Here is a 24,301-nt window from a genome sequence, read left to right on the forward strand (position 1 = left end):
ACACCGATCCTAAGCGACCCTCACGATGCGCCCCACCCCCGTCACTGGGGGTGGGGCGTTTTCGTCGTTCACCGGCTGATCCGCCGATGCGTCACCTGCCCCCGTTCCACCCACACATGATGCGTCCGCCCGAGGTACTGCAGCTGCACGTACACGGCGAGCGGTGACGCTTTCAACGCGAACCCGACGACGCGCTGCACTCCCATGCCCTCGACGTCGATGCGGACCCATACGGGCGGGGGCGGGTTGAGGTCGCGGGCGTCCGGGTCGGGCGCCATCTGCACGATGTTCGGCCGTCGTGGATCGGAGTGATGCGGCGGCGACCACTGGTAGTCGGACATGACTGCAGCATCACCCCGACTGCCGACATGCCCTACTCGAAGCCGCTACTCGCAACCCGCTTGAAGCCTTCAACGATCCGCACCCGCCCTCGGGATGGTCTCCGTGGCTCCACGAGCCCCGGGCGATGTGAGTGGTCGCGTCTACCGTTGGTGCCATGAGATGCCCGAACTGCAGGAGCAGACGAATCAGCCACGTCCAAAACGCGTCCATCGCGGATGAGTCCCGCATGTGCCAGGACTGCGGTCACCACTTCACGCCGGACACGACAGACGGCATCGCTTAGTGTCAGACCGCTTCGCTGGATGAGCCTTGCTTTCGGGCGCGCGTCGCCCCGATGGTCGGTACTCGCCGCTCCGCCGCCGATCGCTCGGCTTCTTCCCTACATCGAACCGCTCACTCCGGGGGCATGCGTCTTCTTGATCTCGTCGGAAATCTTGTTCGCGATCTGGTTCTGCGAGTAGGTCCCGTAGCTCTTCACGATCAGATGCGCCTGCGACTGGATGTCTGTAGCGGCGACTGCGTGGGCGGTCCCGGCTGCGAGAATGAGCGCTTTCGCGGCGGAGTAGATTCGGCTCGAGAGATCGGACATTGGGGTCTCGTTTCTGCTGATGCGGTCGATGCGACGCTGAACTCCGGACGTCGCGGGAGATAGCTGGGGTCAGCTGCTCGGTTCGAACTGCTTGGTGTAACCGGTGATCTTGTCGTAGAGGTACTTCGACGGCGCTCCTGCCGATTGCGGATCATTCGGATCGCCGGCCTCGGGGCGGATCCATCGGGGCGCGATCGTGAAAACGGCCCAGTCACGCATCGGGTATATGAGCTGTTCGCGTATCGAGTCGAGCTCGTACCCTTGCGACAAGAGGTAGGCCACGACGGCGCTGAAGCGCTCGAGAATGGCATCAGCGCCACCCCGAGGGTCAGCGCCGCTCTCGGTGATGGCTTGTTGATAGGCGCCGACTTCGTCGAGTAGCAGTTCGGCGTGCTCGGTATCCCGGATGTGCATGAGGTGCCGCCTCACTCTTGAGCTGCTAGCCGCACCCACGGTGCGTGAGCCGAGACTAGTGACGTTTCCTCCGGTAGCACAAGCGTCGAGGCACGTGGAGAAGCGGTGTCTCGGTCAGCGCTTTCACGTCGCGGTTGCCTCCACCTCGTCGAAGCCGCCAGCTGGCATGACGGTGACCCGCCACGCGGAGGTCACGGGCGAGGGAAACGCCACGATGGCCGTGCCTTTCGCGCCCTTCGCAAGGTCGAACATGGCGTACTTGCTCTCCGTGTCGATGAGCGCGTTGTACTTCTCAGCGTCGTCGCCGGCGGCATCCCGCCAGCTACTGAAGTAGTCGGCGAGGTCGACACTGTCGATTTGCTGCCCGTCTTTCGTGATGACGGTGATGCTGTACATGTTCAGGGGCTCCGTACCGTTGGTGTTGTCGATCGTCACCGGGACGAGAGTGACCGCTTCCCCGTTGACCGACGCTCGGGCTTGCTCGATGGCGGCGACCGCCGGATCAGTTTGGTCGCCTGCGAGCTTGAACGTGCCGGTCGCACCTTGGTAGTCGAACGTCCAGTTCTTGCCCACATTCTCGACCGGTGTCTGCTCCGTCGGTGTCGGTGTCGGTGTCGGTGTCGTTTCGACGCCGGCGGCTGATCCGTCGGCGGTCTCTGCCTGCCCACTGCACCCTGTCATCAGAAGTGCGATGAGAAGTGCGGACGCAGCCGCGACGGTGCGTGCAGTTCGGATCATGTGGTTCCCCCTTGTTCGGTGGCAGATGCAGTGGTGAATGGCTTGTAGGCACGAATGAGTGCGTCACGAAGGTTCCGACGGTTGCCGCGGGTCCTGTACTTCCGCGACATCAGGTAGGTGGAGTGTCCGACGAGCTCAGCGATCGTCGCCTCGTCAACGTCTTCGGCCGTGTAGAGCAGATCGACGGCCGTGTGACGGGCGGAGTGCAGCGTCGCGTCGGGGAGGCCGGCAGTTCGTAGTGCGGTGTGCCAGGCTCTGTTGTCGTCGCGCGGGTCGATAGGGCGTCCGGTGAGTGTTCCGATTCTTCCGTTCGGATCTGAGGTCCACAGCAGCCCGTGCGGGTTCGGTTCCGACGCTGCAGTCTCCACCCGCCGTTCGATGATGGACCGCAGCGGGTCCACGAGGGGGATGATCCGCCAGCCCGCTTCCGACTTCGGCCGTGACAACCAGAGCCCACCCTCGAGGTGCCGGTACTCCCGGTCCTCGGGAGCGTCCAGGTATCGGGCGGGGCACTTCGCACCCTGCCGCTCGCCGCAGGATCGCTTCCACCGCTTCAAGGGGTCGCAGCCGTGTGACCACGAGAACCGCTTGAGTTGCCAGGACAAGTCGAGCTCGTCGGACACTCGGTCAAGCTCGAGGCCGAGGAGTTCACCCTGACGGGCGCCCGTCAAGAGCGCAGCGGCAACGCGAGAACCGAGACGGTCGTGCTGCACGGATTCAAGAAGGCGGATCCCTTCTGCCGCGTCGAGGACGGTCATCGTTGGAAGTTTCTTCTTCGGCAGGTCGACCAACGTCGCGACATTGCGGGTGACCCGTCCGTCGCGCATCGCATCACGGAGGGCCAGGGACAGCACACGATGCGCCTGCTGCGCGCTGGCACCACCCAGCCCCTTCGACCGGATGTAGTCCTCCACCTTCCGGACGTGCTGCGGGGTGAGCTTGTCGAGGCGGGTCTTCCCTATCGCCGGCACGATGTACTGCTCAATCGAGGTGCGGTACGACGCGATCGTCTTCGGGGCGATCCTCTTCGAGTGGATGTGCGCAAACCAGAAGCGGATCCACGACTCGAGCGGTTCCGATCGCGAGTCGTCGACCGCAGCAAGAGCGGCGGCGAGCGAGCGGCGGCTTTCGGCGCTCATCTCCCCGACGATCGTTTCCCAGGTCATGCCTGGAGACTGCTGGCGCATGCCGTCTCTCGTCAAACGTCCAATCGGATACATCCGCGCATTCATGGGTATCCACGCCGGTCACGATCGCGTAACGCTGCACGTCGGGCCTCTTTTCGAGCGCAGCTCATCCACTTAGCGTCAGCATCGAGAGCCACCCCGGCTCAGCAGGAGGAGTGACATGAGAACCATCTGGATCGACCACGTCAGCCACTGGAAAGCAGCTGGCGAAGAGCACGCGGACGGAAGCATGTCCGACGCGACGGTGGACGACAACAACGGAACGACGCGCACCCGAAACGCATCGTTTTCTTCGAAGTCGGACTTCTCGTCCTGGGTGAAGTCGCATCAAGGCCGCAGCTACTAGTCACCCCGGCGCCACCCACTCCCCGCCGCTGGGAGGGATTAGACAGCTGATCACCCGGAACGCCCCGCCCCGCCTCGCGAGGCGGGGCGTTCTGTCGTTCGTATCGCCCCGGAGTACCGGGACAATCGGATCGGAGAACGACCGTTCCCGTTCTGGGGGTCGCCAACCCACGGGACACCTGATTGGCTCATCCCTGCTGAGCGCCTCTGGATGCCGGTAAGTCGGGAGCCGCAGTTACCTCTAGGCGAGGGTCCCTGCTGGCTGTGATCGACTGTGATGAGCGTCGTCGTGTCGATTCGGGTTCGGCACGGCGACGACATCCTCTTGTCGGCGAGCCACTGCCGTCGTACCCTCGCAGCAGCCCGGTTTGAGCAGGCTCCTGGATCTGGGGCTCCATCCGATCGTTCGGGGTTCCCGGCTGAGGCGTCGAACCGCGAACGGAGTTCGACGCCTCGAGCGCGCGGGGGTCATTCTGCCGCTGGACGGACGTCCCCCGCGGCCGAGCCTTCGTCCTGGATCAGGAAGGAAGACGCTCTCGCCGGTAACCAGCCGGCGACTCCCAACCCTCTCACAGCGTCAGACTCGGCTTGCACCACGCGTAGGTCGAGGCCCGGACGCCTACCAGCGACCGAGGTCGAAGTCCCACCGCTCGACAGCCGTCCGTGGGTCGGGCACGGACGCAGCAAGATCCTCGAAGTCACCCCGGCGCACACGGCGTCGGACTGATCGGAACGTGGCGATCTTGGCCGGCTTCACGCCGGCCTGCCCTTGGTGCTTCGACTGCGCCATGCTCAGACCCCTCGCTGCCTCATCCACCAGCATGGACCGACGCGGTGGACATGTCCGGTACGCGAGCCGGGCAGAGGAGCGGACCGCACGATTTTCACCTTTCCCAAACTGCCCTCAAACTGCAACACAGCTTCACCAGACGGGCCTTCGCGCCAGACGCGCAGAAGTCAGTGGTTGCCGAGACGATCGGGGCATGAGCCACCGCCGCAGCGATCGTTGGGATCCGCCGGAACCCCTGACACTTCCCGCCGAGGCTCGTGGTGGCCCCGAGCGCACGATGACACCACCCGCTGACGTGAGAGTCTGGGTGCAGCTCGGGAACAGACTGGTTCGAGTTGAGGCTCGAGCAGTTCGGGCGACCGACGACGCTGTCCTCGTCGAGTGGGGCGAACGGTCGACGCGTCAGTCTGCGTGGGTGTGGCGCAGCGCCGTGAAGCGGCGTCGGTCTGACTAGATGCGCCGCACCTTTCTGTCACGCCTCAACCGGGTTGCCCTCGTCGTTTCGTTCGAGCCTCTGCCGATCTTCCATCGCCTGTCGCAGCTTGCGCAGCTCAGGACTGATCTCGCCAAGACGCTGAGAGATTCCTGGCGTGAAGGGGCGCGTTGGTCGCCTCCGGCTCGGACGGGTCGCGGCGCTTCTCGAAGCGGAGGAGACCTTTGCGTGAAACGCGTCGTCGCGGGCGAGCGACTTGCTATAGATGCCAGCGTCGCTGTCATGGAACCGGATCTTCGAGTCCGAGATGCATCCGCCGGCTCCGAAACATCGTCGGAAGAGCTCTGTGGACCAGCCGAACTCAGACCCCTTGACGAAGTGGAAGTGGGAGCTGCGCGCAAGCATGGCGCAGATCCAGTCGGCGTACTGGGTGGTCCCGTAGAAGTGACTCTCAAGCTGCATGGGAACTTCCATGACTCGCTTCACGTGCTCGGGTCGACCCGAGTAGATGAAGCTGGCTGTCGCTGAGACAGCCGCCAGGCGCGGCTCAGTGTCGACGGCATCCAGAAAGATCATGATGCCCTCGTCGCGGTCGTCGGCGTACTTGCTCAGACGCAGGATCACCTGGCGCAGCATGTGTGCGCTGCGATCCGCACTGCTCTCACCTGTCTCCTTCGCGCTGCCGACGGGCTTGACTTGCCCATAGAACACAGCTTTCCCACCGAGCTGGTTGAGCTTCCGCGAGAGTCTGCGTAAGACCGGGTCGATCTCGGTGCCATAGCGCTCGTGGTTCCGCGTCGTCAGCAGGGAAGCACCCTTCTTCTCCCATCGCCGGGGGTGCGCGCCCGCTTGCTTGATCTCAAAATCGAGAAGCGACTCCTTCAGATGCTCGAAGTAGCCGCCGAACGCTCTCACGCTCTCAGCGGGCAGGACGAACCCGCCGTACCCGAACACGGGATGCGTGTTGAACTTCGGGTGGTCTGGAGCGATGTACGGACCGATGTGGCCGAACTCGTCGAGGTAAGCGAGGAGCACTCGCAGATCGTAGCCTGTGACCCCAGACAGCACGAAAGCCCGCCGAAGCGGGCTTCCGGAATCGGCGCGTGGTTCGCGGAGGAACTCGCTGCCTGGCAGAAACACTACGCGGTTTCTCGGGGGACCGTCAACTTTGGGTTGATGACTTTCGGCATCCACGAAGCCTCGGAGTCGAGGTTACAGACATAGGTTGTCGGCCCGAGTTCTCGCTCTGGCTAAGAGCCACGGCCAGAACGGACGTTGGCGTGATCAGTCCGCATCGAGTCCGCAACAGCACCACTCAGGCACTCGTACCGACTGTCTGCGGCCACAGACCGATCCCCGTCAACTCAACGGTCCCACCAACAGGCATCACTCAGCTACACCCACGCGCGTGTACCTGGGGTACTCGCGCAAGCACAGCAAGCTCGCGCAGGAGGAGGCGGCGCAGCACTGAGCGGGAGCGCGCCCACGTCCGGCCCGGTGACCGTCAGTCGCGGCGGTGCTTGCCCTTCGCGGCCGCCGGGTCGGCGAGCGGGTGCGACCGGAACCAGCGCAGCAGCTCCCGTGAGCGGCTCGTGTCGGCACTCCGGTCGCCCTCCGGCAGGAAGTCGCTGAAGCCGGCCGGCGGCTCGGTGCCCTGATCGCCGCGGTCGTACGCCATCGTCCACTCCGGGAACCGTCGGGTGTGGATCGACTCCTCGGCGAGGAGCACCACGCTGTCGTGCCGGTCGTCCTCGAGGATGCGCCGGTACGTCGACATCACGGCGTCGTAGGGGCCCTCGAGCAGCTGCATGAACCGCCCGCCGCGGGCCACGAGGAGTCCGGTCAGCCCGTCCGCGGTGTTGCGCTGCCGGGCGTGCGCGAGCACCGCGTCGAGGTCGGCGTCCTCGAACGGGGTCGTGGCCGAGCTCATGTACACGAGGGACTGCAGCATGCCCTCGATCCTGCTCGCATCGTCGCGCCCGCGAAGCCCCCAGAACGGGAATCCGCCGAACGCAGCGCCCGCGCCCCCGCGCACCCACGCGACCCGACCGCCGGAGCCGACCCGCGCCTCCCGTCCGACACCCCGGACGGGGGCTGCCGCGCCGTGGCGGCGACCGCCATCCTGGCGACGCCGCACCACGAAGGAGCCCCATGCGCCGCACCGTCCTCGCCGCCGCCCTGTCCGTCGGTCTCGCCGCCACCGGAGTCCTCGGGCTCGATGCCGCACCGGCGCAGGCGGCGACCATGCCGGCGTCGGTCCGGGCGCAGTACGACCACCAGTACGGCACGTTCACCCCGTTCACGAAGTCCGGCCACAGAGACGCCACCATCGTGCTGCCGCAGAACGCCAGGAGCGGGATCATGCTCGCGACGTTCACGCCCGCGAGCGCGGACGCCCCCGACTTCGAGGTGGCCGAACTCCTCAGCAACGGGACGCTCGTCGACGCCCCCGTGTTCCTCAGCGGCACGTACCGGGGCCGCGTCGCCTACGGCACGGATTCCTGGCGGAAGCCCGCCGCACTCCGCGTCACGGGCACGGGCCAGTGGACGCTCCGGTTCAGCCCGGTCTCGAGCGCGCCGGCCCTGACCTCCTCGGGACACGGGGACAACGTGATGCTCTACTGGGGTGCCACGACGACCCGGCAGTTCACGTGCGCAGCGAACAAGCAGACCGGGTGCCTGCTCCGCGAGACGCTGCTCCGCAACGACTACGAGACGATCCTCGCGCACGACGACGAGGGGCGCGGCGGCTCGAAGCGCGTGACCCTGACCAGCGGTCCGTCGGTCCTGCAGGTGAACGAGGGCGGGGACTGGTCGCTCCGCTGACGCGGTGTGCGGCGTCGGTGGGTGCTGGCACGATTGACCCGTGCCAGCCGTCCCGATGATCGACGCCGTCGACGTCATCCGCTTCGTCGGACCGCAGGCGTTCGGGCGCGCACGTGACGTCGTCCGCGCCGGGCTCGTGGAGGCGGCCGACTGGCACGACGTCGACGGGACCGTCACCGCGAGCGTCTCCGGCACCGCGGACGACCCGTACGAGGTCCGCGTCGACACCACCGCCGCACGCGGCGACTTCGTCCGACCCGTGCGGAGCTCCTGCTCGTGTCCGCTCGGCGGCGACTGCAAGCACGTCGCCGCAGCGCTCCTGACCGTCAACGCGCGCGCCCTCGCGGCGGCCGCCGGTCCGCAGCGGCAGGACCCGGCTCCGCCGGCACCGGACTGGAGGCACGAGGTCGCCCGCCTCGCCGGCGACGTCGAGCAGACGATCGCGCCGCAGGGCACGCCGATGGGGCTGCAGTTCGAGCTGCGGGACGCGGTGCCCGCGCGCTTCGCCGCCCGGGCACGAGCGTCCGGGCGGGCACTGCCCGCGCCGGCACGGACCGTGCGGCTCGGCGTGCGACCGGTCACCCGGAGCGACGCCGGCAACTGGGTGCGCGGGCAGCTGACGTGGAGCTCGCTGCCGTACTCCCAGAACCGGCTCGGGCTCGTGCCGGAGCAGCACGCGTGGTTCCTCCAGCTCGCCGCCCTGCACCGTGCGGGTGCCCTGGCCGGGTTGCCGGGCGAGAGCGACTGGATCCACCTCGACGACTTCCCGAGCCCGCTGCTCTGGCCGCTGCTGCGCCAGGCCGACGGGCTCGGCATCGCCTTCGTGACGGGCAAGCAGGCCGCGGGCGTGACGCTCGGGGCCGAGGCACGGGTGCTCCTCGACACCGCACGATCCGACGACGGCCTGGTGATCGGCGCGAGCGCGGTCGTCGACGGCCGACCGGTCGTCCACGGGGCCGCGCGGATGATCGGCGACCACGGCGTCTGGACGTTCCGCGAGTCGCCGTCGTTCGCCGTGACGCTCGCCCCGACCCCCGAACCCGTGCCGGAGGACCAGCGGCGCATGCTCACCGAGGGTGCCCGCATCACGGTGCCCGCCGCCGAGGTGTCGGAGTTCCTGGCCGACTGGTCGCCCCGGCTCCGCGGTGCCCGCGGGCTCGTCAGCTCCGACGGCTCGGTCGAGCTGCCCGAACGCGAGGCCCCGGAACTCGTCCTCACCGCGACGTTCGAGCCGGCCCGGGCCCCGCGCACCGACGACCGGGTGCACCTGCAGTGGCGGTGGCACGTCGACGGGCGGAAGGACCCGGTCGCCCTGCACGGCCCCGTCCCCGACCTGTCCGAGGTGCGCGCGACCGACGAGGCCACCGTCGGCCCGGGTGGCGGGCTCGCGTGGTTCGTCGACGGGGTGGTCGAGGGCGCCGACGTCGCCGCGTTCGCCGACGAACTGCTCCCCCAGCTCGCCGCGCACGGCGTCCGGACCGTCGTGCAGGGCGAGCGCCTCGACTACGAACGGCTCAGCGGACGCCCGAACATCCGGGTCACGACGATGCCGTCCGACAAGCACGACTGGTTCGACCTCGGGATCATCGTCAGCGTGAACGGCAAGGAGATCCCGTTCACGCCGCTCCTGCGCGCGCTCGCGTCACGGGCCCGGCGGCTCAAGCTCGTCGACAACTCGTACCTGTCGTTGGCGGACCCGGCGTTCGACCGGTTGAAGGAGCTCATCGACGACGCCCGCGACCTCGGCGAGTGGGAGCCCGACCAGCCGCTGGCGATCACCCCGCTGCAGGCCGGGCTCTGGCAGGAGTTCGACCAGCTCGCCGACGAGACCGCACACGACGAGCGCTGGCAGGCGATCGCCGCCGGGCTGCTCGGTGCGACACCGCCCGGTGACACCCCGGTGCCGGACACCCTGCACGCCGAACTGCGTCCCTACCAGCACGCCGGGTACGCGTGGCTGTCGTTCCTCCGCGCGCACGGCGTCGGCGGGGTGCTCGCCGACGACATGGGCCTCGGCAAGACCCTGCAGGTGCTGGCGATGATCGCCGAGGCCCGGGCCGCCGAACCGGACGCGCCGCCGTTCCTCGTCGTCGCGCCGACCTCGGTCGTCGGGAACTGGGCCTCCGAAGCGGCGCGATTCGTGCCCTCGTTGCGCGTGTCGACCGTGACGTCGACGTCGCTGAAGGACCCGACGCTCGTCGCCCGCACGGCGGCGGAGTCCGACGTCGTCGTGACCTCGTACGCCCTGCTCCGGCTCGACGCCGCGGCGTGGTCGGCGCAGTCGTGGTCGGCCATGGTGCTGGACGAGGCGCAGTTCGTGAAGAACCCGCAGTCGCAGATACACCGGGTCGTCACCGAGCTGCGGGCGCCGGTGACGTTCGCAATCACGGGCACGCCGCTCGAGAACGGGCTCACCGACCTGTGGGCGCTGTTCCACGTCGTCGCGCCCGGACTGCTGTCGTCGTGGACGCGGTTCGGCGACGACTACGTGAAGCCCCTCGCCTCGCCGGACCTCCGCGGCGACGCCCGCAAGCAGCTCACCGAGCGGCTCCGACGGCGCATCCGGCCCCTCATGCTCCGACGGACGAAGGAGAGCGTCGCGCAGGACCTCCCGCCGAAGCAGGAGCAGGTCGTCCGGGTCACGCTCGACCCGGCGCACCGCGACCTCTACGAGCGGACGCTCAACCGTGAGCGGCTGAAGGTGCTCGACCTCATCGACGACCTGCCACGGAACCGCATGATCGTGTTCCGGTCGCTGACGCTCCTCCGGATGCTCGCCCTGTCCCCCGCGCTCGTCCCGACCGCGGCGCCGTCGGGTGACCTCGACGCACCGCCGGAGGTCTCGGACATCCCGTCCGCCAAGCTCGACCTGCTGCTCGACGAGCTCGACCAGCTCGCCGCCGAGGGACGCCGCGCCCTCGTGTTCAGCCAGTTCACGTCGTTCCTGCGGATCGTCGCCGAGGCCCTCGACGAGCGGGGCGTCGGCTACGAGTACCTCGACGGAGCCACCCGCCGTCGGCCCGAGGTCATCGACCGCTTCCGGAACGGCACCGCACCGGCGTTCCTCATCTCGCTCAAGGCCGGCGGCTTCGGGCTCACCCTGACCGAGGCCGACACCGTCTTCGTCCTCGACCCGTGGTGGAACCCGGCCGCCGAGAACCAGGCCGTCGACCGCACGCACCGCATCGGGCAGACCCGGTCGGTCAACGTGAACCGACTCATCGCCGAGGACACCATCGAGGAGAAGGTCCTCGCCCTCGCGACCAAGAAAGCGGAGTTGTTCGCCACCGTGATCGACGACGACGCCCTGTTCGCCGACGACCTGACGGCGGACGACATCCGGTCGCTGCTCGCCTGAGCCCGAGCCGACCGCCGCCGCCGCACCACCCTGTCCTGTCGTCTGGAGTCCCAACCGCATGTCGTCCCGCCGCCGCGCTCGCACCAGCACCGCCTCCGTGTTGTTCGTCCTCGGCCTCGCCGTCGCGGGCTTCGTCCTGCACGCCGTCGGACTGCTCCCACCCGCCACGGCCGAGCACGGACCCAGTGGGACGGGCACCGCAGCCGACACGAGCACCACTCCTGGCACGGAGACCGCACCCGGCACGGACACCGCGCCTGGCACGACCGGGACGGATGCCGCGCCCGGCGCGACGGGCGCGGCCGGGCCGAGCCATGCCTCCAGTCCGGGTGTCGACGCGGCAGCGTCGCTGCGGACCCTGGCGACCCTGCCGGTCAAGGGCAAGGCACCGGCGACCGGCTACGACCGGTCCGCCGACTTCGGCACGGCGTGGCTCGACGTCGACCACAACGGGTGCGACACCCGCAACGACGTCCTCGCGCGCGACCTGACCGCGGTCGTGCGGCGCGGACCGTGCACGGTGCTGACCGGGCGACTCGTCTCGCCCTACACCGGGCAGACGATCGCGTTCACACGGGGGCGGGCCACCTCGACCGAGGTGCAGATCGACCACGTGGTGGCGCTCGAGAACGCCTGGGTGACCGGGGCGCAGGGGGTGTCGCAGTCCTCCCGCGAGGCGCTCGCGAACGACCCCGACAACCTCTTCGCCGTCGACCAGCACTCGAACGCGCAGAAGCGCTCCGGCGACGCGGCGACCTGGCTGCCCGCGGCGAAGGAGTTCCGCTGCACCTACGTCGGACACCAGGTGACCGTGAAGGCGCGGTACCACCTGTGGGTGACGCCGGCCGAGCGTGACGCCATGGTGCGGGTGCTCGATCGCTGCTGAGGTGCAGTCAGACCGGTGTGGCGGGCGCGCGCTCCCCGTGACGTGCCACCTGGCCATCCGGATGGCAAGTTCGTTTCCGCGCGTGGCCGATCGGGTGCGCTGACCCCGGGATCCGCGAACCCGATCGGCCACGACGCATTCTGGGGTGCAACTCCGGCGGGAGCGGGCGATCGGCGTCCGCGGACCAGCACCAACCCGGCGACTGGCGACCGGCGGGCCGTCAGCGGCGGGCGGGCCATCGGCGACCGACAGGCGATCGGCGATCTCCGGCGGGCGGCAAGGGGCGTTCGGGCGCTGGAGCGTGACGCTTCAGCCGGCCGCCGCCAGCGCCGCCGCTGCCGTCGCCCACCAGAAGCCGAGGAGCGCACCCGCCGGGACCGCGAGCCCCGCCACGACCGATCCGCGACGGAGCAGTCGCCGCCGGGCCGTCGCCGCGGCGATGTCCCGCTCGAGCCGTTCGAACCGCTGCACGTGCCGGAGGGTGTCGTGCACCACGACGGCGTCGACGTGCCAGGTCCCGCGCTCCTCGGCGAGCATCGACAGGAAGCGCACGGCCTCGTCGGAGTGCACGCGCGGCAGTCCCGCGATCCACGCGCCGACCTGCTCCGGGCGCAGCGTGACGGCGGCCGGGGCCTTCTCGCCGAAGCGCACACGCTCCGCCGCGACGACGATGACGGGCTGCACGGCGATCGGGCCGCCCGCGGCCGCTGAGAGCAGCGCGGTCGCTCGCTCGCCCTCCTGCACGGAGCGGTGGACGTGCGGCGTGCGGTGCCCGTTCACCAGGAACGTCCGGCCGCCGACCCAGACGTCCTGGCCGGAGTGGTTCTTCGTGTTGATGCAGAACACGCCAGTCGGCCCGACGACCAGGTGGTCGATGTCGGTGGAGCGCTTCCCGATCGGCACCGCGTGCAGCACGGTGAACTCCGGGCCGAGCGCTTCGAGCTCGGCCGCGACCTGCCGCTCCCCCTGCGCACCCTTGTACCAGGACCGCGCGTCCTCGTGCAGCGGATCGCGCCCGACGAACCGCTGCCACCAGGACCGCTCCGGTGCCTCGGCCTGGATCGCGAGGCACTCCTGCATCACGGCGTACCCGGGCTTCCGGGCGCGGAGCGTGAGCGGTGCCCCACCGCGGGCGGCGGGCATGGTCGACTGTTCCCCCATGCCGTCACCATCCCAGTCCACGGGCAGTGCTCGCTCACCCCACTTCTGGGGATCACTCAGGTCTCTCAGCGGGCACTAAGCGACAGGTGTAGCCTTACTACCGATGCGAACGCATCGAACGGACTCGCTGCCCGCGCTGGGCGCGGACGCCGAGCCCTGCACCGACGAAGACCGCAGGAGGCCTCCCCACATGTCCGACACCACCACCCGTTTCACCGACCGCGTCGTCCTCATCACCGGCGGCGGCTCCGGCCTCGGTCGCGCCACCGCGGTCCGTCTCGCGTCCGAGGGCGCGAAGCTCTCGCTCGTCGACGTCTCCGCCGAGGGGCTCGAGGCGACGAAGGCCGCCGTGCTCGACGCCGCACCCGACACCGAGGTCCTCACGACCGTCGCCGACGTCTCCGACGAAGCCCAGGTCGAGGCGTACGTCACCGCCACCACCGAGCGCTTCGGCCGCATCGACGGCTTCTTCAACAACGCCGGCATCGAGGGCAAGCAGAACCCCACCGAGTCGTTCACCGCCGCCGAGTTCGACCGGGTCGTGTCGATCAACCTCCGGGGCGTGTTCCTCGGGCTCGAGAAGGTCCTCCGCGTCATGCGCGAGCAGGGCTCCGGCATGATCGTCAACACCGCGAGCGTCGGCGGTATCCGCGGCATCGGCAACCAGTCCGGGTACGCCGCCGCCAAGCACGGTGTCGTCGGGCTGACCCGCAACTCCGCCGTCGAGTACGGGCAGTACGGCATCCGCATCAACGCCATCGCTCCCGGCGCGATCTGGACGCCGATGGTCGAGAACTCGATGAAGCAGCTCAACGCCTCGGACCCGCGGGCGGCGGCCGAGGAGTTCATCCAGGTCAACCCGACGAAGCGCTACGGCGAGGCGCCCGAGATCGCCGCGGTCGTCGCGTTCCTGCTGTCCGACGACGCCTCGTACGTCAACGCCGCCGTCGTGCCGATCGACGGCGGGCAGTCGGCGAAGTACTGAACGCGGTCCGTCCGACGCTCGCCCCACGTGGGAGCATGGCCGGGCACACCGCGGCAGAGGGAGCCTCATGAGCAGCAACGACACGAGCGGGTCCGCGTTCGGCCCCGGAGCCGGCAAGACCGAGTCGCCTGCCGGTGCCCTGCGGCGCCGCATGGCATCGTCCGCGCAGGGGTTCCTCGGCAGCGCCGCCTGGGTGCCGTGGAAGCCCGCGGGCGACCCCGAGGGCGGGAGCATCGCGCACGTGATGATCCGCGACCTGCCGTTCGTCCCGGTGTTCACCGACCCCGCCGAGCTCACCGAGGGCGTCCCCGGCACCGAGGCCCGCCCGGTCCGCATGGCCGAGCTGGTGACCGGGGTGCCCGAGGAGTTCGGCATCGTCGTCGACCCGACCAGCGCCGAGGATGCGAACTTCCTGCATGCCGACGTGCTCGCCGGCATCCGGGCGCAGATGCGCGGCGAGATCCCCGGCGATGAGGACACCGCGGGCGGGGACGCCGCTCGGGGCTGACCTCGAGTCTTCGCGCCGCGCTGGGGAAGAACACCCACCCAGTTCTGGGGATCGCTCATCTCGCAGCCGGAGGCCAGACTCGGACCGTCGTTGAACACGGAACGAGGGGGCGACGATGCCGCTGGGCGGTCCAGGACCACGCGACTGGTCTCCTCCGGGGTACTTCGCCGACGCACCGTCGGGGCCACCGCCACGACGACCCCGGTCCGCGTTCCTGACCGCTGAACCGCCGCGCGGCCATCGGCGAGCCACCCGTCCGTGGGCATGGGCGACCCTGGCGATGCTCCTCGGGCTCGGCAGCCTCGTCATGGCCCTGGCGGAGCCGCAGGAGGGCGGGGTGCAGAGCGGGTTCATCGCGTCGACGATCGGCGTGACGGCGATCGTCATCGGTCGCCGTCTCGTGACCGACAGGAGCCGCTTCGGGAGCGTGGCGCGGGCGTTCGGGCGCGGCGCGGTCATGCTCGGCACCGTCGGCACGGCACTCATGGCCTACGCGGTCCTGGCGTTCGGGCTGTCCACCGTCGGCGTGCAGTGGCCTGCGCTCTCCCTGCCGGCAGCGCACGAGGGCCCGATCGGCAACGCTGCGCTCCCGCCGGCGGTGTCCTCGTCCGAGCCGACGCCGGCCGGAGCGGCCGTTCCGCAAGCACCCACGGTCCCCGAGCCGACGACCTTCGACGCCGAGCGTTCGGCGGTCGCCATGGGCGCCGGGACCCTGGCCACCGCCCTCGAGCAGCGGTTCGGACCAGGGACCTACCCGGCCGACCTCGCGACGACGAACGATCCGGCGCGGATCGCTCTGCCCGACGGAACCGGCCTGGCGCCGATCCCGGCTGGTGCCCGGATCCTGTACTCGGTCGCTCCGGACCGGAAGGCTTGGTCGATCACGATCATCGGCGCTCGCTTCGGCGCGACCGCCAGCTACAGCTCGGCGGTCGGCACGGTCCAGGCCGGCTGACCACCGTCGCCGTGCGGGCGTCACCGGCGCGGCTCGACCAGCTCGATGAACCGGGAGAGCAGCGACAGCCCGGCGATCGACGGCGGCAAACCCGTCGTGAGCGCGGGCGAGTACACGAGGTACGCCGCCCACTTCGCGCGCGACAGCGCCACGTTGAGCCGGTTCGGCATGAGCAGGAAGTCGAGCCCGCGCGGGATGTCGGCCGCGCTCGACGCCGCGAGGGACACGATCGACACGACGGCCTCGCGCCCCTGGAACATGTCGACCGTCCCGACCTGGGTGCCGGTGAGCCCGGCCCGGTCGAGCTCCTGCCGGATGAGCGCCCCCTGCGCGTTGTACGGCGCGACGACGATCACGTCCTCGTCCGTGAGCGTCCGGGTGCCGCGGTCGTCCGTCCACGAGCGGCCGAGGACGTTCCGGGCGAGGGCGACGACCCGCGCCGCTTCCTCCTCGGACGACGTCGTGTTGCCCGCGTGCACGACCGGCACCGGGTGCACGCCCGCGTCGATGTCGTCGAGGTGCCGTCCGGACGCCATCGACGACAGCTGCCCGTCGTAGGACAGGCTCGACACCGAGGCGGTGAGCGCCGGCTCCATCCGCCGGGTGCGCGCGAGGAAGTACCCGTACTCGGCGGGCAGCACGTGCTCGCCGTCGGTCAGCCACCCGAGGGCCGAGACGTCGACCGGCTCCGGGTGCGACCCCTGCGACACCTGGGGCAGCTGCTGGGGGTCACCGAGGAGGAGCAGGCGGGTCCCGGCGATCGAGGACGCGATGGTCGGCGCGAGCGAGAACTGCCCGGCCTCGTCCACCACGAGCAGGTCGAGGGAGCGCCGCGGGATCGTGCCCTCGTTGGCGAACGTCCACGCGGTCCCGCCGACGACCCCGCCTGTGCCGGTCTCCGCGCACGAGGCCAGGAACGCGGCCACGGCGGCGTTGTTCTTCACCGGCGTCCAGTCCGCGGCCTCGAGCTCGTCCTCGGTCGCGCCGTTCTTCGGCACCTTGACGACGCGATCCGCCGGGACGCCAGCGGCGACCACGGACGACAGGAAGTTCTCCGAAGTCGCGTGCGACTGCCCGACGACACCGACCCGCCAGCCGTGCTCACGGACGAGCCGGGCGACGACGTTCGAGCCGACGTACGTCTTGCCCGTCCCGGGAGGGCCCTGGATCGCCAGGTACGACCGGTCGAGCCCGAGCAAGGTCGTCACGACCGCGGACACGGTGTCGTCGCCCTGCACCGGAGCGATCGGCCCCCGCGGTGGCACCCGACGGAGCAGGTCGAACGCGGGATCGGGCAGCATCGACGGCAGGGCGTCGAGGACCTCCTGCCCCCATTCGGCGATGGCCTCGGGCTGCGGCTTCGCCCGCGGCGGCGCTGCCGGGGCGAGCGCGACCGGGAAGTCGGAGTGCGGCTCTCCCCCATCTACCGGCAGGCTCTCCTTGACCAGGACCTCGTACGTGTCGCCGTTGTCTGACGCTTCCAGCACGACGGCGCGAGCCGACGCGCCCTTCGATCCCGGGGCCGGAGCGGTGATCGACGGCGGGAGTGGGTCGTCGTAGACGAGGTGGGGCGTGCCTCCCGGCCGGATCCGCGAGCCGGGCGCGAGCGTCCCCGACAACCGGATCTCACGCGACTGCGAGCGGGCGCGCGGCAGCGTGCCCCAGTCGCGCTCGACCGACGCCCGTTCGACCACGAGCACGTCGCGGGTGTCGGCCCAGTCGTCGACCGGGTTGCGGAGGCGGTCGAAGTGGTCCTGCCAGAAGGTCTTGGCCTCGCGGCGGTGGTAGTCGATCGCGGCGGCGGCGAGTGCCAGGGCGGTCTGGTCGGCGTCGCGGTCGAGGGGGTCGACGTTCGCGAGTTGCGCGGCGAGCGCGGTGTACACGGGGTTCGGCTCGCGGTCGACGGGGATCGGGGGCAGCAGCTCGGCCGGTTCGTCGATCGTCGGCGCCGGTGCTGGTGCCTGTGCTCGCAACGACAGGAGCCAGTCGCGGAGCCGCAGCGTGGAGCGGCAGTCGTAGGCGTTGTAGTCGGCGACCTCGTCGAGCATGTGCTGCCCGGCCACCGCGTCGCCGTTCCGGAGTTCCTCGATCGCGTCGACGTAGGCGGTGATGCTGTCCGCAGCGTTCGTCACGTCGCTCAGCCGCAGGTCGTCGCCCATGTAGAGGGGCTCGAGCTTCTTGATCGAGTAGCTGTGGCTGCCGACCACGAGGGCCTTGCGGACGATCGGGTACAGGTCGACGAGGACGCCGGCGCGCAGGAGGTCGTCGACCGCGTCCTCGCCCACGCCGTGCCGGGCGGCGAGGGACAGGAGGTGCGTCCGCTCGTACGCCGCGTAGTGGTAGACGTGCATGTCCGGGTACTGCTCGCGGCGCTCCTCGATGAAGGCGAGGAACTCCTCGAGCGCGACGCGCTCGTCGCGGAGCGTGTGTGCCCAGAACGCCGTGAAGCGGGCCTCGGGGTCGACCAGGCCGAAGAGGTAGTCGATCCCCCAGTGCACGCCGTCCTCGGTGTAGAGCGGGTCGCCCTCGAAGTCGAAGAAGACGTCGCCGGGATTCGGTGCCGGGATCGCGTCGAGGGCGCGCGGGTCCGCGACCTCGAAGACGGGTGCGCGGCTGGCGGATGCCTCGGACTCGACCTGGAGGCGCGCCTGACGCACCAGCCGATCTTGCGTGCTCCGCGACATGCCGGGCACGGCCGCGGTGCGGTCCGCCAGGTCGTCGATCGTTCGCACCCCGGCGCGGATCAGCTTCGTCCGCTGGTCGAGGCGCATCCCGGCGACGAGCACGAGGTCGCGGTGGTCGGCGACCTGGGTCGTGCAGATCGGGCAGCGGCCGCAGCTGCTGTAGCGAGGGTCGCCCCAGGCCAGCTCGTCGTCGGCGGCCATCCGCTCGGCGATGACGCGCTGGAGCTCGGCGCGCTGCGTGCGGTACACGGGGGCGATGTCGGCGAGGTCGTGGGTGGTGGTGCTGCGGTCGCCGAGGACGAGGTGGACCTGTTGCCCGGTCGGGATGCCGTGCGACTGCATCTGCTCGGCGTAGGCGGCGAGCTGTAGGAGGGCGCTGATCTTGGCGTGGCGGGCGAGCTTGGTGTCGTAGACCTCGTACTCGCCGGCATCGTTGCGGATGATGAAGTCGGCGAAGCCGATGAACCCGGGAGCCCCCGGCGCGGGCGGCCGGTGGAACGTCGGCTGGTAAAGGACGTCCGCGCCGTCGTGCATCGAGCGTCGTGCTCGTTCGGCTGCGTCGGCGTACTGCGCCGGTTCCGGGCGGTCGAACTCCACGACCTGCCGGGTCTGCTTGAGGATGTCGAGGTAGTCGAGCTCGTGCTGGTCGCCGAGCCTGGCGGTCCGCTCGAGCATGTCGTCGTGGACCTCGGGCAGGGGTGCGCCGCGGCCGAGCTTGGCGTCGAGGCGTCGGAGGAACGCCCACTCGCACGCGGCCCACGTCGACAGATCGCTCGGACTGAGCAGGACCTGCCCGTCGGTGCTGATCTGCATGCGCTCCCCAGGGGTCTCAGTGCCGCCCAACCGAATGGTGCTTCACCGACTCGGAGTTAGAGGGCGGAGGCTACCGCAACCGCCCGCGCCCATTCTTCTTGCCCTTCAACGCCGACCCCGATTTCCTCGAGCCTCGCCGCGTATCGTCTAGTGAATAATTCAGTCGCCTTGTGGTAAGGCAGGTGTGACCAGGAGATAGCATCATTCAGGAAGTCAAGAATTCCACCATAGACGCGCAGTTGAGCCAGCACATCGACTTTGGAGCTATTCAAGATAGCCGGATCCCACCCGTCCGAGCCTGTGTCTACTAGCACTATTGCCCGCCCGATTCGATGAGCAGCGCAACTGTGGGCAAATGCGACAAGGTCCGACTCGGTCACTTCTTTACCACGCGCTTCGAGCGCCGTGACGATCTCGCCACCAGCAACTACGTGCACATCACCAGGCACGTCCCTGGATGGGTCATGAAGCGGCCTGGTTCTGATGTCACTGTGTACTAGTTCGAGGCAGGCGGCAGCGAACGCTTGGAGCCGCCGAGGACGGTCTCTGGCATTTGCGCGCAGGTAATCACTCGATGCCACTCTCAGCGCATCGATATTGAGGCCTTGTGCCCTCAAAACCACCGAGTGGACGCGATCAGCTTCTTCTTTGGCAACAGATAGGAAAGCCGCGAAAGCATGCAGGGCGCTGGATCCGTCGAGAGAGTTCGCGGATTTTGCGATCGACAGAAAGTAGGCAAAGTCCTTCGGATGCCGGACGCGGTCGATTTCGTCGATTCTCTCATAGCGAAAGAACGGCTGATTATTGATTGGCTCGCGGCCTTTAGTCCTGATGGAAAAACCCTCAACGCGAGCTGCCGGTACGAGCACACCGTGAGCTAGGCCGCGCATGCTATACCCTCGGTTGCCCTCCGCCTTAATAGAAAGGCTGTCGACTTCTGCGTCTATCGCTTTCGCGAGAAGCAAAGTCCCGAGTGCCGGAGTGTAAGTCGCCGCCGTAAATCGAAAAACGGCCCGCGTGTGACTGATCCACTCGATTGGGAGCACGGATGCGTCCGTCGCAAGCTGCAAGGCGACCGCTAGAACTTCCTTTGCCTTATCGACCGGCATGGCAATGCTCATACGAGGATACTCCGTCTCTGACGTCGGTCGAGAGCTTCATGTTCGGCCTCCGTACGGGGCTCTACGTGGCCGAGCTGGAGCGATAGCGCGCGAAGCACGGCCTTACCCAGCTCCATCGGGACAGCATTTCCAATCTGGCGCTGAACATCCGCTCGACTACCGACGATCTGAAAATCATCAGGGAAAGTCATAAGGCGGAGCATTTCGGGCACTCGCAGCCTTCGCGCTCTCTGCCTACCGGCCTCGTCCATGCCATTTTCCCAATGGAAAGGACCAACGTAGGGACCCGGCTGCGCCTGCAACGTCGAACTCGGCTTCTCTGGCGAAAGTCGGAGAAGGAATGTCCAATAGCGCGAGCGCCACTTGAACTCATCTCGCCCCCCGTAGCGGTCTGTGTGCCAAAGATAGTTCTGTCCCCCGGGAATCTCGGCGGCCAAGTCGCCATACTTGCCCTCGACTAGCTCGCCGTCCTCAGGGACGCCGATCAGGCCTTGGAACGCCTGAGCCGCCGTCACGTGAGGCAACTTCGACTGATCCCAGACTCGAGTCGTCTCGCTTGGGCCGGCGTGAGTGGCCTCGGGGAATTCAAACGCTGTGCCGTCTCGTCGGCCAACTATGAAGACGCGCTTTCGCAGCTGTGGCACACCGAAATCTGCCGCGAGAAGAGTTTTCCATTGCGGGTTGTAACCCAGTTCTTTGAGCGCTGCTAGCAGACGGCTGAATGCAACTTGATGAGTCCTGTAGGTCAAGGCCTGTACATTCTCGAGAACGAATGCTTCGGGCCGCGTCTGTGCCACTACCCTCACGTATTCTTCGAGTAGTGACGCATTGGGGTCTCTCGACTCCCGCTTTTCAGCGAGCCAGAAACCAGACTTCGAAAATGGTGTGCAGGGCGGGCCGCCGATAACGAGCGCAGCGTCTCCCTCCTGAAGTGACCCCATCCTCAAGAGCTCAGAACTCGGTGTGTCTCTGATGTCACTTGGAAGTATTGCCGTTCCGGGCAGGTTCAAAGCAAGCGTTTCGAGAGCCTGCGAGGAGTAGTCGGTCGCGACTGCAACTCGGAATGGCCCAAGTGTCGCCGACCGCGGAATGTCCAACGGCTCGTCGGCAACCCTTTCAACGGCGAGATCGAGGCCGCCAGCTCCGGAAAAGAGGCTGATGACGGGGAGCTGGCTGCCCTGCGAACCGGGGGTCAGATCGTGCGTTTCGGGCATGCAGATGATCGTATCGTGCGGGTCCGACAGCGGATCGACCCTCAAGGCCGCGCCCGCGGCAACGAAGCCGCTGAGCAGGTGAGCATCCGAACCCTCTGCGGCAATAGCTACCCTCTCCAGTTTGAGAAGGCGCAGTGAAGTGAACCTCCCGCACCACCACCGCATCCGCCGCCGGCGGTCTCCTGTGCGCCTCCCGGTGGTTCCTGGAGAAGTGCGACGCACTCCGGACCCCCCCCTCCCGGAGCCGCAGCCTGCGCCGCAGTGTCCCCGTGCAACACCATCCGCCGCCGTGTCTCCCCCAGCCGCGTTCGCTTGAGGTACTGTGCCGGCGTTATCCCCGTCGCCGCCTCGAACCGCGCGAACAACGTCGACTCGCTCACGCGCAGCTTCCGTGCGAGCTGCTCCATCGACCAGCCCTCAGCCATCCGCCCGTTCAATAGCGGCGTGACTCCGACGACCACCGAGGCCCCGGTCCTGTCCAGGGCCGCCGTGATCCGCGGCGCATGTTCGGTCTGCAGCAACCGCAGCACGACCTCCCGCGACACGAGCGGGATGAGCATGAGGATGTCCTCCGGGGTGTCAAGCAACCTGATCTACCGGGCGAGCGCGTCCGGGAGCGGCGCCGTCCAGCTCCCCAGTCAAGGTAGCGGCGCCATCGCTCCCGCAGGCGACGAAGCCTAAGCAGCAGAACCCCTAGCGCCCGCAGCACCAGCCGGCACCGTCATCGACGCCACGACCGCCCCCACCAGCGCCGGGTCGAGCCGCCACACCACAGCGATGAAGCCGTCCTCCCCCGCGGCCTCCACCGCCCCTGCGACGACCGGCAGGTCCAGGGGCGTGAGGATGAACCGCCTACGCCCCCGCACCTGGTCGTCGTCCCCGCACCTGGTCGTCGTCCCCGACGATCGTGCGCTTACTGCCGCGCAGCACGACGGCCTCCGCATCTGCGCAGGCCGTGGACGTGTCGGACTCGAAGCTGATTGCGCAGGTGCTGCAGGAGGAGCGGGGACCGACGCCCACTTCCGCGACGTCGACACCGACGAATGGTTCTGGCTCTCCGGTCCGAAGCGCGACCGCACCGACGCCCGGTACGGCCACGGCGCCCCCACCGTCGACGACGATGCCCGCTCCGACTACGAGGCGTTCCTCGACGGTGCCCCACTCCCCGGCCGCGAACACGGCTGACGTTCGGGCACGCGCGTGGTCGCGCAGCCCAAGTCCGCGAGCGGTGCCGACCCCCCTCCCCAGTCGAAGCAGTGCGGCGCCGCTCCCGCCCTCACACCTAGTCTTCATCTCCGCCGATCAAGCACTGTGTGGAGGCGATGCCGCCGTCGACGCGATGGTGCTGCGCGGGCGGACACGCTCACCCCACCTGCACGAACCGCGCCCCCTCGTACCCGTCCCGCGACACCCACGCCGTGAAGTCCGCCAGCGACCGCACCCAGTGCCCCCGCTCCCCGTACAGCGCCTGGTACACGACCACCGGCTCCTCGGTCTCGACGTCCCGCGCCACGAGCACCACCTCGTACTCGCCGCCCTTGAAGTGCCGGTAGCGTCCGGGAACCACGGAGTCAGTCACCCGCCACAGCGTAGGGCGCGTCACACGAGGTCACGATCCACGAACCACTCGGGGAAGCGACGTACCGTCGCCGCATGACCGTCTTCTCGGCAGTCGCCGTCCTCGTTGGTGTCCTCGCCCTCGCGACCGTGCTCGGGCTCGTGCTCCGCAGCCGCACCGGCCGCGCGCAGTACACGACCGCGCCCGCAGCCCCGAACGGCAGCCACACCCCCGACGACGCCGGCAGCACCAGCGTCGGGACCACCGACCGCAGCAGCACCACCGCGCACGGCCTGGCACCCGAAGAGGCCTTCGGCCACCGCGCCACCCTCGTTCAGTTCTCCACGCCCACCTGCGCCCGCTGCCCCGGCACCCGCCGCCAGCTCGACGCCGTCGCCGCCGAGCACGAGGGCGTCGCACGGCTCGAGATCGACGTCGCCGACCGCCCCGAGGTCGCCGCCCGCTACAACGTCCTCCAGACCCCGACGGTCCTCCTCGTCGACGGCGACGGCACCGTCCGCACCCGCTTCGGCGGTCCCCCGCGTCGTGACGAGCTCGACCGGGCACTCGACGCGGTCCTCGCACCGGCGAGCTCCGGAGCAGCACGATGACCGACACCCGCCCCACCGGCATCGACCCCCGCTCCCCGCGCTTCGGAGCGGCGATCACGACCGTCCTCCTCGCGCTGACGATCGTCCTCACCCTGGTCCCCACCACGTACGTCGTCGGCATCGTCCTGCTCGCCGTCATCGTCGCGCTCTTCGCCGTCGGCGGGATCGGCGGCATCCGACGCCACCCCTACGGCGCGTTCTTCCGCCGCTTCGTCCGCCTGCGCCTCGCCCCGCCCGCCGACCTCGAGGCGCCGGAGCCCCCGACCTTCGCCCAGCAGGTCGGTCTGTTCGTCACCGCCGTCGCGCTCCTCCTCGCCCTGGTCGGCGTCCCGTACGCCGCCCCGGTGGGCGCCGCCGTCGCGCTCGTCGCCGCGTTCCTCAACGCCGTCTTCGACGTCTGCATCGGCTGCATCCTCTACGTGTGGCTGGTCCGCGCGGGCGTCCTCCGTCCGCGCCGCACCACCGCCTGACCGCCGGAGGCACGCCCCACCCGACCGCCTGACCGCCGGGAGGCCCGGCCCGCCTGCCCGCCTGACCGCCGGGAGGCACGGCGCACCCGACCGCCTGACCGCCGGGAGGCACGCCCCACCACCGCCCCGCACGCCGCGTCGGCATGGTGGTCCGGTCCGCCGACGCGACACACCTCGACGACGGACCGCGCCCCGCCACGGTGATCCGTTCCTCCCGTCCGTGCCCGGCGAGCGCGACGCTCGCGAACGCGCCGGCGCAAGAAATGTGATTCCAAGACTGGCACTCACGTCCGCAATGCTCTTTCATGGCACG

23 protein-coding genes are annotated in these 24,301 nt (G+C 69.0%); 10 read left to right on the forward strand and 13 right to left on the reverse strand.

Annotated features, from left to right (window positions below; translation table 11 throughout):
• Positions 1-68 precede the first annotated feature (68 nt).
• From Csp2054_RS09180 to Csp2054_RS09200, 5 genes are all read right to left on the reverse strand, one after another.
• The gene (locus Csp2054_RS09180; protein ID WP_141399203.1) at positions 69-341 is read right to left on the reverse strand and encodes a hypothetical protein; all 273 of its coding nucleotides are present in this window, start codon (positions 339-341) and stop codon (positions 69-71) included.
• A 380-nt stretch (positions 342-721) separates the two neighbouring features.
• Entirely contained in the window at positions 722-931 is a 210-nt protein-coding gene (locus tag Csp2054_RS09185; RefSeq protein ID WP_096899004.1) for a hypothetical protein, read from the reverse strand.
• A 69-nt stretch (positions 932-1,000) separates the two neighbouring features.
• Positions 1,001-1,345, reverse strand: coding sequence for a hypothetical protein (locus Csp2054_RS09190; RefSeq protein WP_141399204.1), 345 nt, complete (start codon positions 1,343-1,345; stop codon positions 1,001-1,003).
• Between the two features lie 123 nt (positions 1,346-1,468).
• Positions 1,469-2,083, reverse strand: coding sequence for a hypothetical protein (locus Csp2054_RS09195; RefSeq protein ID WP_141399205.1), 615 nt, complete (start codon positions 2,081-2,083; stop codon positions 1,469-1,471).
• On the reverse strand, positions 2,080-3,249 hold the full coding sequence (locus Csp2054_RS09200) for a tyrosine-type recombinase/integrase (protein WP_176491637.1): 1,170 nt from the start codon (positions 3,247-3,249) through the stop codon (positions 2,080-2,082). The genes Csp2054_RS09195 and Csp2054_RS09200 overlap by 4 nt, the downstream gene beginning before the upstream one ends.
• A gap of 181 nt (positions 3,250-3,430) precedes the next feature.
• Between Csp2054_RS09200 and Csp2054_RS17745 the strand changes: the two genes are divergently transcribed.
• Complete coding sequence (locus Csp2054_RS17745) at positions 3,431-3,616, forward strand: hypothetical protein (RefSeq protein WP_141399206.1); 186 nt, start codon at positions 3,431-3,433, stop codon at positions 3,614-3,616.
• A gap of 1,261 nt (positions 3,617-4,877) precedes the next feature.
• Here the strand turns inward: Csp2054_RS17745 and Csp2054_RS09210 are convergent.
• Both Csp2054_RS09210 and Csp2054_RS09215 read right to left on the reverse strand, forming a co-directional pair.
• Positions 4,878-5,873, reverse strand: a complete 996-nt coding sequence (locus tag Csp2054_RS09210; protein ID WP_176491638.1) for a DUF3800 domain-containing protein — start codon at positions 5,871-5,873, stop codon at positions 4,878-4,880.
• Between the two features lie 469 nt (positions 5,874-6,342).
• Positions 6,343-6,789 (reverse strand): BLUF domain-containing protein, encoded by a 447-nt coding sequence (locus Csp2054_RS09215; protein WP_255252679.1) that lies wholly within the window; start codon positions 6,787-6,789, stop codon positions 6,343-6,345.
• Between the two features lie 200 nt (positions 6,790-6,989).
• Here Csp2054_RS09215 and Csp2054_RS09220 point away from each other — a divergent pair, with 200 nt between their 5' ends.
• The 3 genes from Csp2054_RS09220 to Csp2054_RS09230 all read left to right on the forward strand — a co-directional run bounded on the left by Csp2054_RS09220 (position 6,990) and on the right by Csp2054_RS09230 (position 11,908).
• Entirely contained in the window at positions 6,990-7,664 is a 675-nt protein-coding gene (locus Csp2054_RS09220; RefSeq protein ID WP_096899010.1) for a hypothetical protein, read from the forward strand.
• A gap of 40 nt (positions 7,665-7,704) precedes the next feature.
• Positions 7,705-11,022 (forward strand): DEAD/DEAH box helicase, encoded by a 3,318-nt coding sequence (locus Csp2054_RS09225; RefSeq protein WP_141399207.1) that lies wholly within the window; start codon positions 7,705-7,707, stop codon positions 11,020-11,022.
• 97 nt (positions 11,023-11,119) lie between these two features.
• Positions 11,120-11,908 carry an HNH endonuclease family protein gene (locus Csp2054_RS09230; RefSeq protein WP_255252680.1) on the forward strand — a complete coding sequence of 263 codons (789 nt, stop codon included), beginning with the start codon at positions 11,120-11,122 and terminating at the stop codon, positions 11,906-11,908.
• Between the two features lie 309 nt (positions 11,909-12,217).
• On the opposite strand, the gene Csp2054_RS09235 is transcribed toward Csp2054_RS09230, so the two are convergent.
• The gene (locus tag Csp2054_RS09235; protein ID WP_096899013.1) at positions 12,218-13,069 is read right to left on the reverse strand and encodes a nuclease-related domain-containing protein; all 852 of its coding nucleotides are present in this window, start codon (positions 13,067-13,069) and stop codon (positions 12,218-12,220) included.
• A gap of 190 nt (positions 13,070-13,259) precedes the next feature.
• On the opposite strand from Csp2054_RS09235, the gene Csp2054_RS09240 reads away from it, so the two are divergent.
• The 3 genes from Csp2054_RS09240 (at position 13,260) to Csp2054_RS09250 (ending at position 15,517) form a co-directional block, all read left to right on the forward strand.
• Complete coding sequence (locus tag Csp2054_RS09240; RefSeq protein WP_096899014.1) at positions 13,260-14,054, forward strand: SDR family oxidoreductase; 795 nt, start codon at positions 13,260-13,262, stop codon at positions 14,052-14,054.
• Positions 14,055-14,121: 67 nt separating this feature from the next.
• On the forward strand, positions 14,122-14,562 hold the full coding sequence (locus Csp2054_RS09245) for an SseB family protein (RefSeq protein ID WP_096899015.1): 441 nt from the start codon (positions 14,122-14,124) through the stop codon (positions 14,560-14,562).
• 280 nt (positions 14,563-14,842) lie between these two features.
• Positions 14,843-15,517, forward strand: a complete 675-nt coding sequence (locus Csp2054_RS09250; protein ID WP_096899016.1) for a hypothetical protein — start codon at positions 14,843-14,845, stop codon at positions 15,515-15,517.
• A gap of 20 nt (positions 15,518-15,537) precedes the next feature.
• Here the strand turns inward: Csp2054_RS09250 and Csp2054_RS09255 are convergent, their stop codons facing one another.
• The 4 genes from Csp2054_RS09255 to Csp2054_RS09270 form a co-directional block, all read right to left on the reverse strand.
• On the reverse strand, positions 15,538-19,014 hold the full coding sequence (locus Csp2054_RS09255; RefSeq protein ID WP_096899017.1) for a TM0106 family RecB-like putative nuclease: 3,477 nt from the start codon (positions 19,012-19,014) through the stop codon (positions 15,538-15,540).
• Between the two features lie 56 nt (positions 19,015-19,070).
• Positions 19,071-20,135 carry a restriction endonuclease, SacI family gene (locus tag Csp2054_RS09260; protein WP_096899018.1) on the reverse strand — a complete coding sequence of 355 codons (1,065 nt, stop codon included), beginning with the start codon at positions 20,133-20,135 and terminating at the stop codon, positions 19,071-19,073.
• Positions 20,132-21,349: a DNA cytosine methyltransferase gene (locus Csp2054_RS09265; RefSeq protein WP_096899019.1), complete on the reverse strand. Its 1,218-nt coding sequence runs from the start codon at positions 21,347-21,349 to the stop codon at positions 20,132-20,134. The genes Csp2054_RS09260 and Csp2054_RS09265 overlap by 4 nt, the downstream gene beginning before the upstream one ends.
• A gap of 107 nt (positions 21,350-21,456) precedes the next feature.
• Positions 21,457-21,909: a helix-turn-helix domain-containing protein gene (locus Csp2054_RS09270; protein WP_141399208.1), complete on the reverse strand. Its 453-nt coding sequence runs from the start codon at positions 21,907-21,909 to the stop codon at positions 21,457-21,459.
• A gap of 283 nt (positions 21,910-22,192) precedes the next feature.
• On the opposite strand from Csp2054_RS09270, the gene Csp2054_RS09280 reads away from it, so the two are divergent.
• Positions 22,193-22,534 carry a hypothetical protein gene (locus Csp2054_RS09280; protein ID WP_096899022.1) on the forward strand — a complete coding sequence of 114 codons (342 nt, stop codon included), beginning with the start codon at positions 22,193-22,195 and terminating at the stop codon, positions 22,532-22,534.
• A gap of 178 nt (positions 22,535-22,712) precedes the next feature.
• Here the strand turns inward: Csp2054_RS09280 and Csp2054_RS09285 are convergent, their stop codons facing one another.
• Entirely contained in the window at positions 22,713-22,928 is a 216-nt protein-coding gene (locus Csp2054_RS09285; RefSeq protein ID WP_255252681.1) for a DUF1653 domain-containing protein, read from the reverse strand.
• A 74-nt stretch (positions 22,929-23,002) separates the two neighbouring features.
• Between Csp2054_RS09285 and Csp2054_RS09290 the strand changes: the two genes are divergently transcribed.
• Complete coding sequence (locus Csp2054_RS09290; protein ID WP_096899023.1) at positions 23,003-23,518, forward strand: TlpA family protein disulfide reductase; 516 nt, start codon at positions 23,003-23,005, stop codon at positions 23,516-23,518.
• Positions 23,515-23,988 (forward strand): DUF4395 domain-containing protein, encoded by a 474-nt coding sequence (locus Csp2054_RS09295; RefSeq protein ID WP_096899024.1) that lies wholly within the window; start codon positions 23,515-23,517, stop codon positions 23,986-23,988. The genes Csp2054_RS09290 and Csp2054_RS09295 overlap by 4 nt, the downstream gene beginning before the upstream one ends.
• Positions 23,989-24,301: the final 313 nt, after the last annotated feature.

The organism is Curtobacterium sp. 'Ferrero', assembly GCF_002412165.1.
Classification (GTDB): Bacteria; Actinomycetota; Actinomycetes; order Actinomycetales; family Microbacteriaceae; genus Curtobacterium.

Bases quoted from the DNA above. Each gene is read 5' to 3' on its own strand.
- Csp2054_RS09265 (WP_096899019.1), bottom strand. From the start codon at position 21,349: ATGCCCGAAACGCACGATCTGACCCCCGGTTCGCAGGGCAGCCAGCTC.
- Csp2054_RS17745 (WP_141399206.1), top strand. From the start codon at position 3,431: ATGAGAACCATCTGGATCGACCACGTCAGCCACTGGAAAGCAGCTGGC.
- Csp2054_RS09250 (WP_096899016.1), top strand. From the start codon at position 14,843: ATGCTCCTCGGGCTCGGCAGCCTCGTCATGGCCCTGGCGGAGCCGCAG.
- Csp2054_RS09290 (WP_096899023.1), top strand. From the start codon at position 23,003: ATGACCGTCTTCTCGGCAGTCGCCGTCCTCGTTGGTGTCCTCGCCCTC.
- Csp2054_RS09295 (WP_096899024.1), top strand. From the start codon at position 23,515: ATGACCGACACCCGCCCCACCGGCATCGACCCCCGCTCCCCGCGCTTC.
- Csp2054_RS09190 (WP_141399204.1), bottom strand. From the start codon at position 1,345: ATGCACATCCGGGATACCGAGCACGCCGAACTGCTACTCGACGAAGTC.
- Csp2054_RS09270 (WP_141399208.1), bottom strand. From the start codon at position 21,909: ATGCTCATCCCGCTCGTGTCGCGGGAGGTCGTGCTGCGGTTGCTGCAG.
- Csp2054_RS09220 (WP_096899010.1), top strand. From the start codon at position 6,990: ATGCGCCGCACCGTCCTCGCCGCCGCCCTGTCCGTCGGTCTCGCCGCC.
- Csp2054_RS09260 (WP_096899018.1), bottom strand. From the start codon at position 20,135: ATGAGCATTGCCATGCCGGTCGATAAGGCAAAGGAAGTTCTAGCGGTC.
- Csp2054_RS09180 (WP_141399203.1), bottom strand. From the start codon at position 341: ATGTCCGACTACCAGTGGTCGCCGCCGCATCACTCCGATCCACGACGG.
- Csp2054_RS09255 (WP_096899017.1), bottom strand. From the start codon at position 19,014: ATGCAGATCAGCACCGACGGGCAGGTCCTGCTCAGTCCGAGCGATCTG.
- Csp2054_RS09280 (WP_096899022.1), top strand. From the start codon at position 22,193: ATGAACCGCCTACGCCCCCGCACCTGGTCGTCGTCCCCGCACCTGGTC.
- Csp2054_RS09200 (WP_176491637.1), bottom strand. From the start codon at position 3,249: ATGACCTGGGAAACGATCGTCGGGGAGATGAGCGCCGAAAGCCGCCGC.
- Csp2054_RS09235 (WP_096899013.1), bottom strand. From the start codon at position 13,069: ATGGGGGAACAGTCGACCATGCCCGCCGCCCGCGGTGGGGCACCGCTC.
- Csp2054_RS09240 (WP_096899014.1), top strand. From the start codon at position 13,260: ATGTCCGACACCACCACCCGTTTCACCGACCGCGTCGTCCTCATCACC.
- Csp2054_RS09245 (WP_096899015.1), top strand. From the start codon at position 14,122: ATGAGCAGCAACGACACGAGCGGGTCCGCGTTCGGCCCCGGAGCCGGC.
- Csp2054_RS09185 (WP_096899004.1), bottom strand. From the start codon at position 931: ATGTCCGATCTCTCGAGCCGAATCTACTCCGCCGCGAAAGCGCTCATT.
- Csp2054_RS09195 (WP_141399205.1), bottom strand. From the start codon at position 2,083: ATGATCCGAACTGCACGCACCGTCGCGGCTGCGTCCGCACTTCTCATC.
- Csp2054_RS09215 (WP_255252679.1), bottom strand. From the start codon at position 6,789: ATGCTGCAGTCCCTCGTGTACATGAGCTCGGCCACGACCCCGTTCGAG.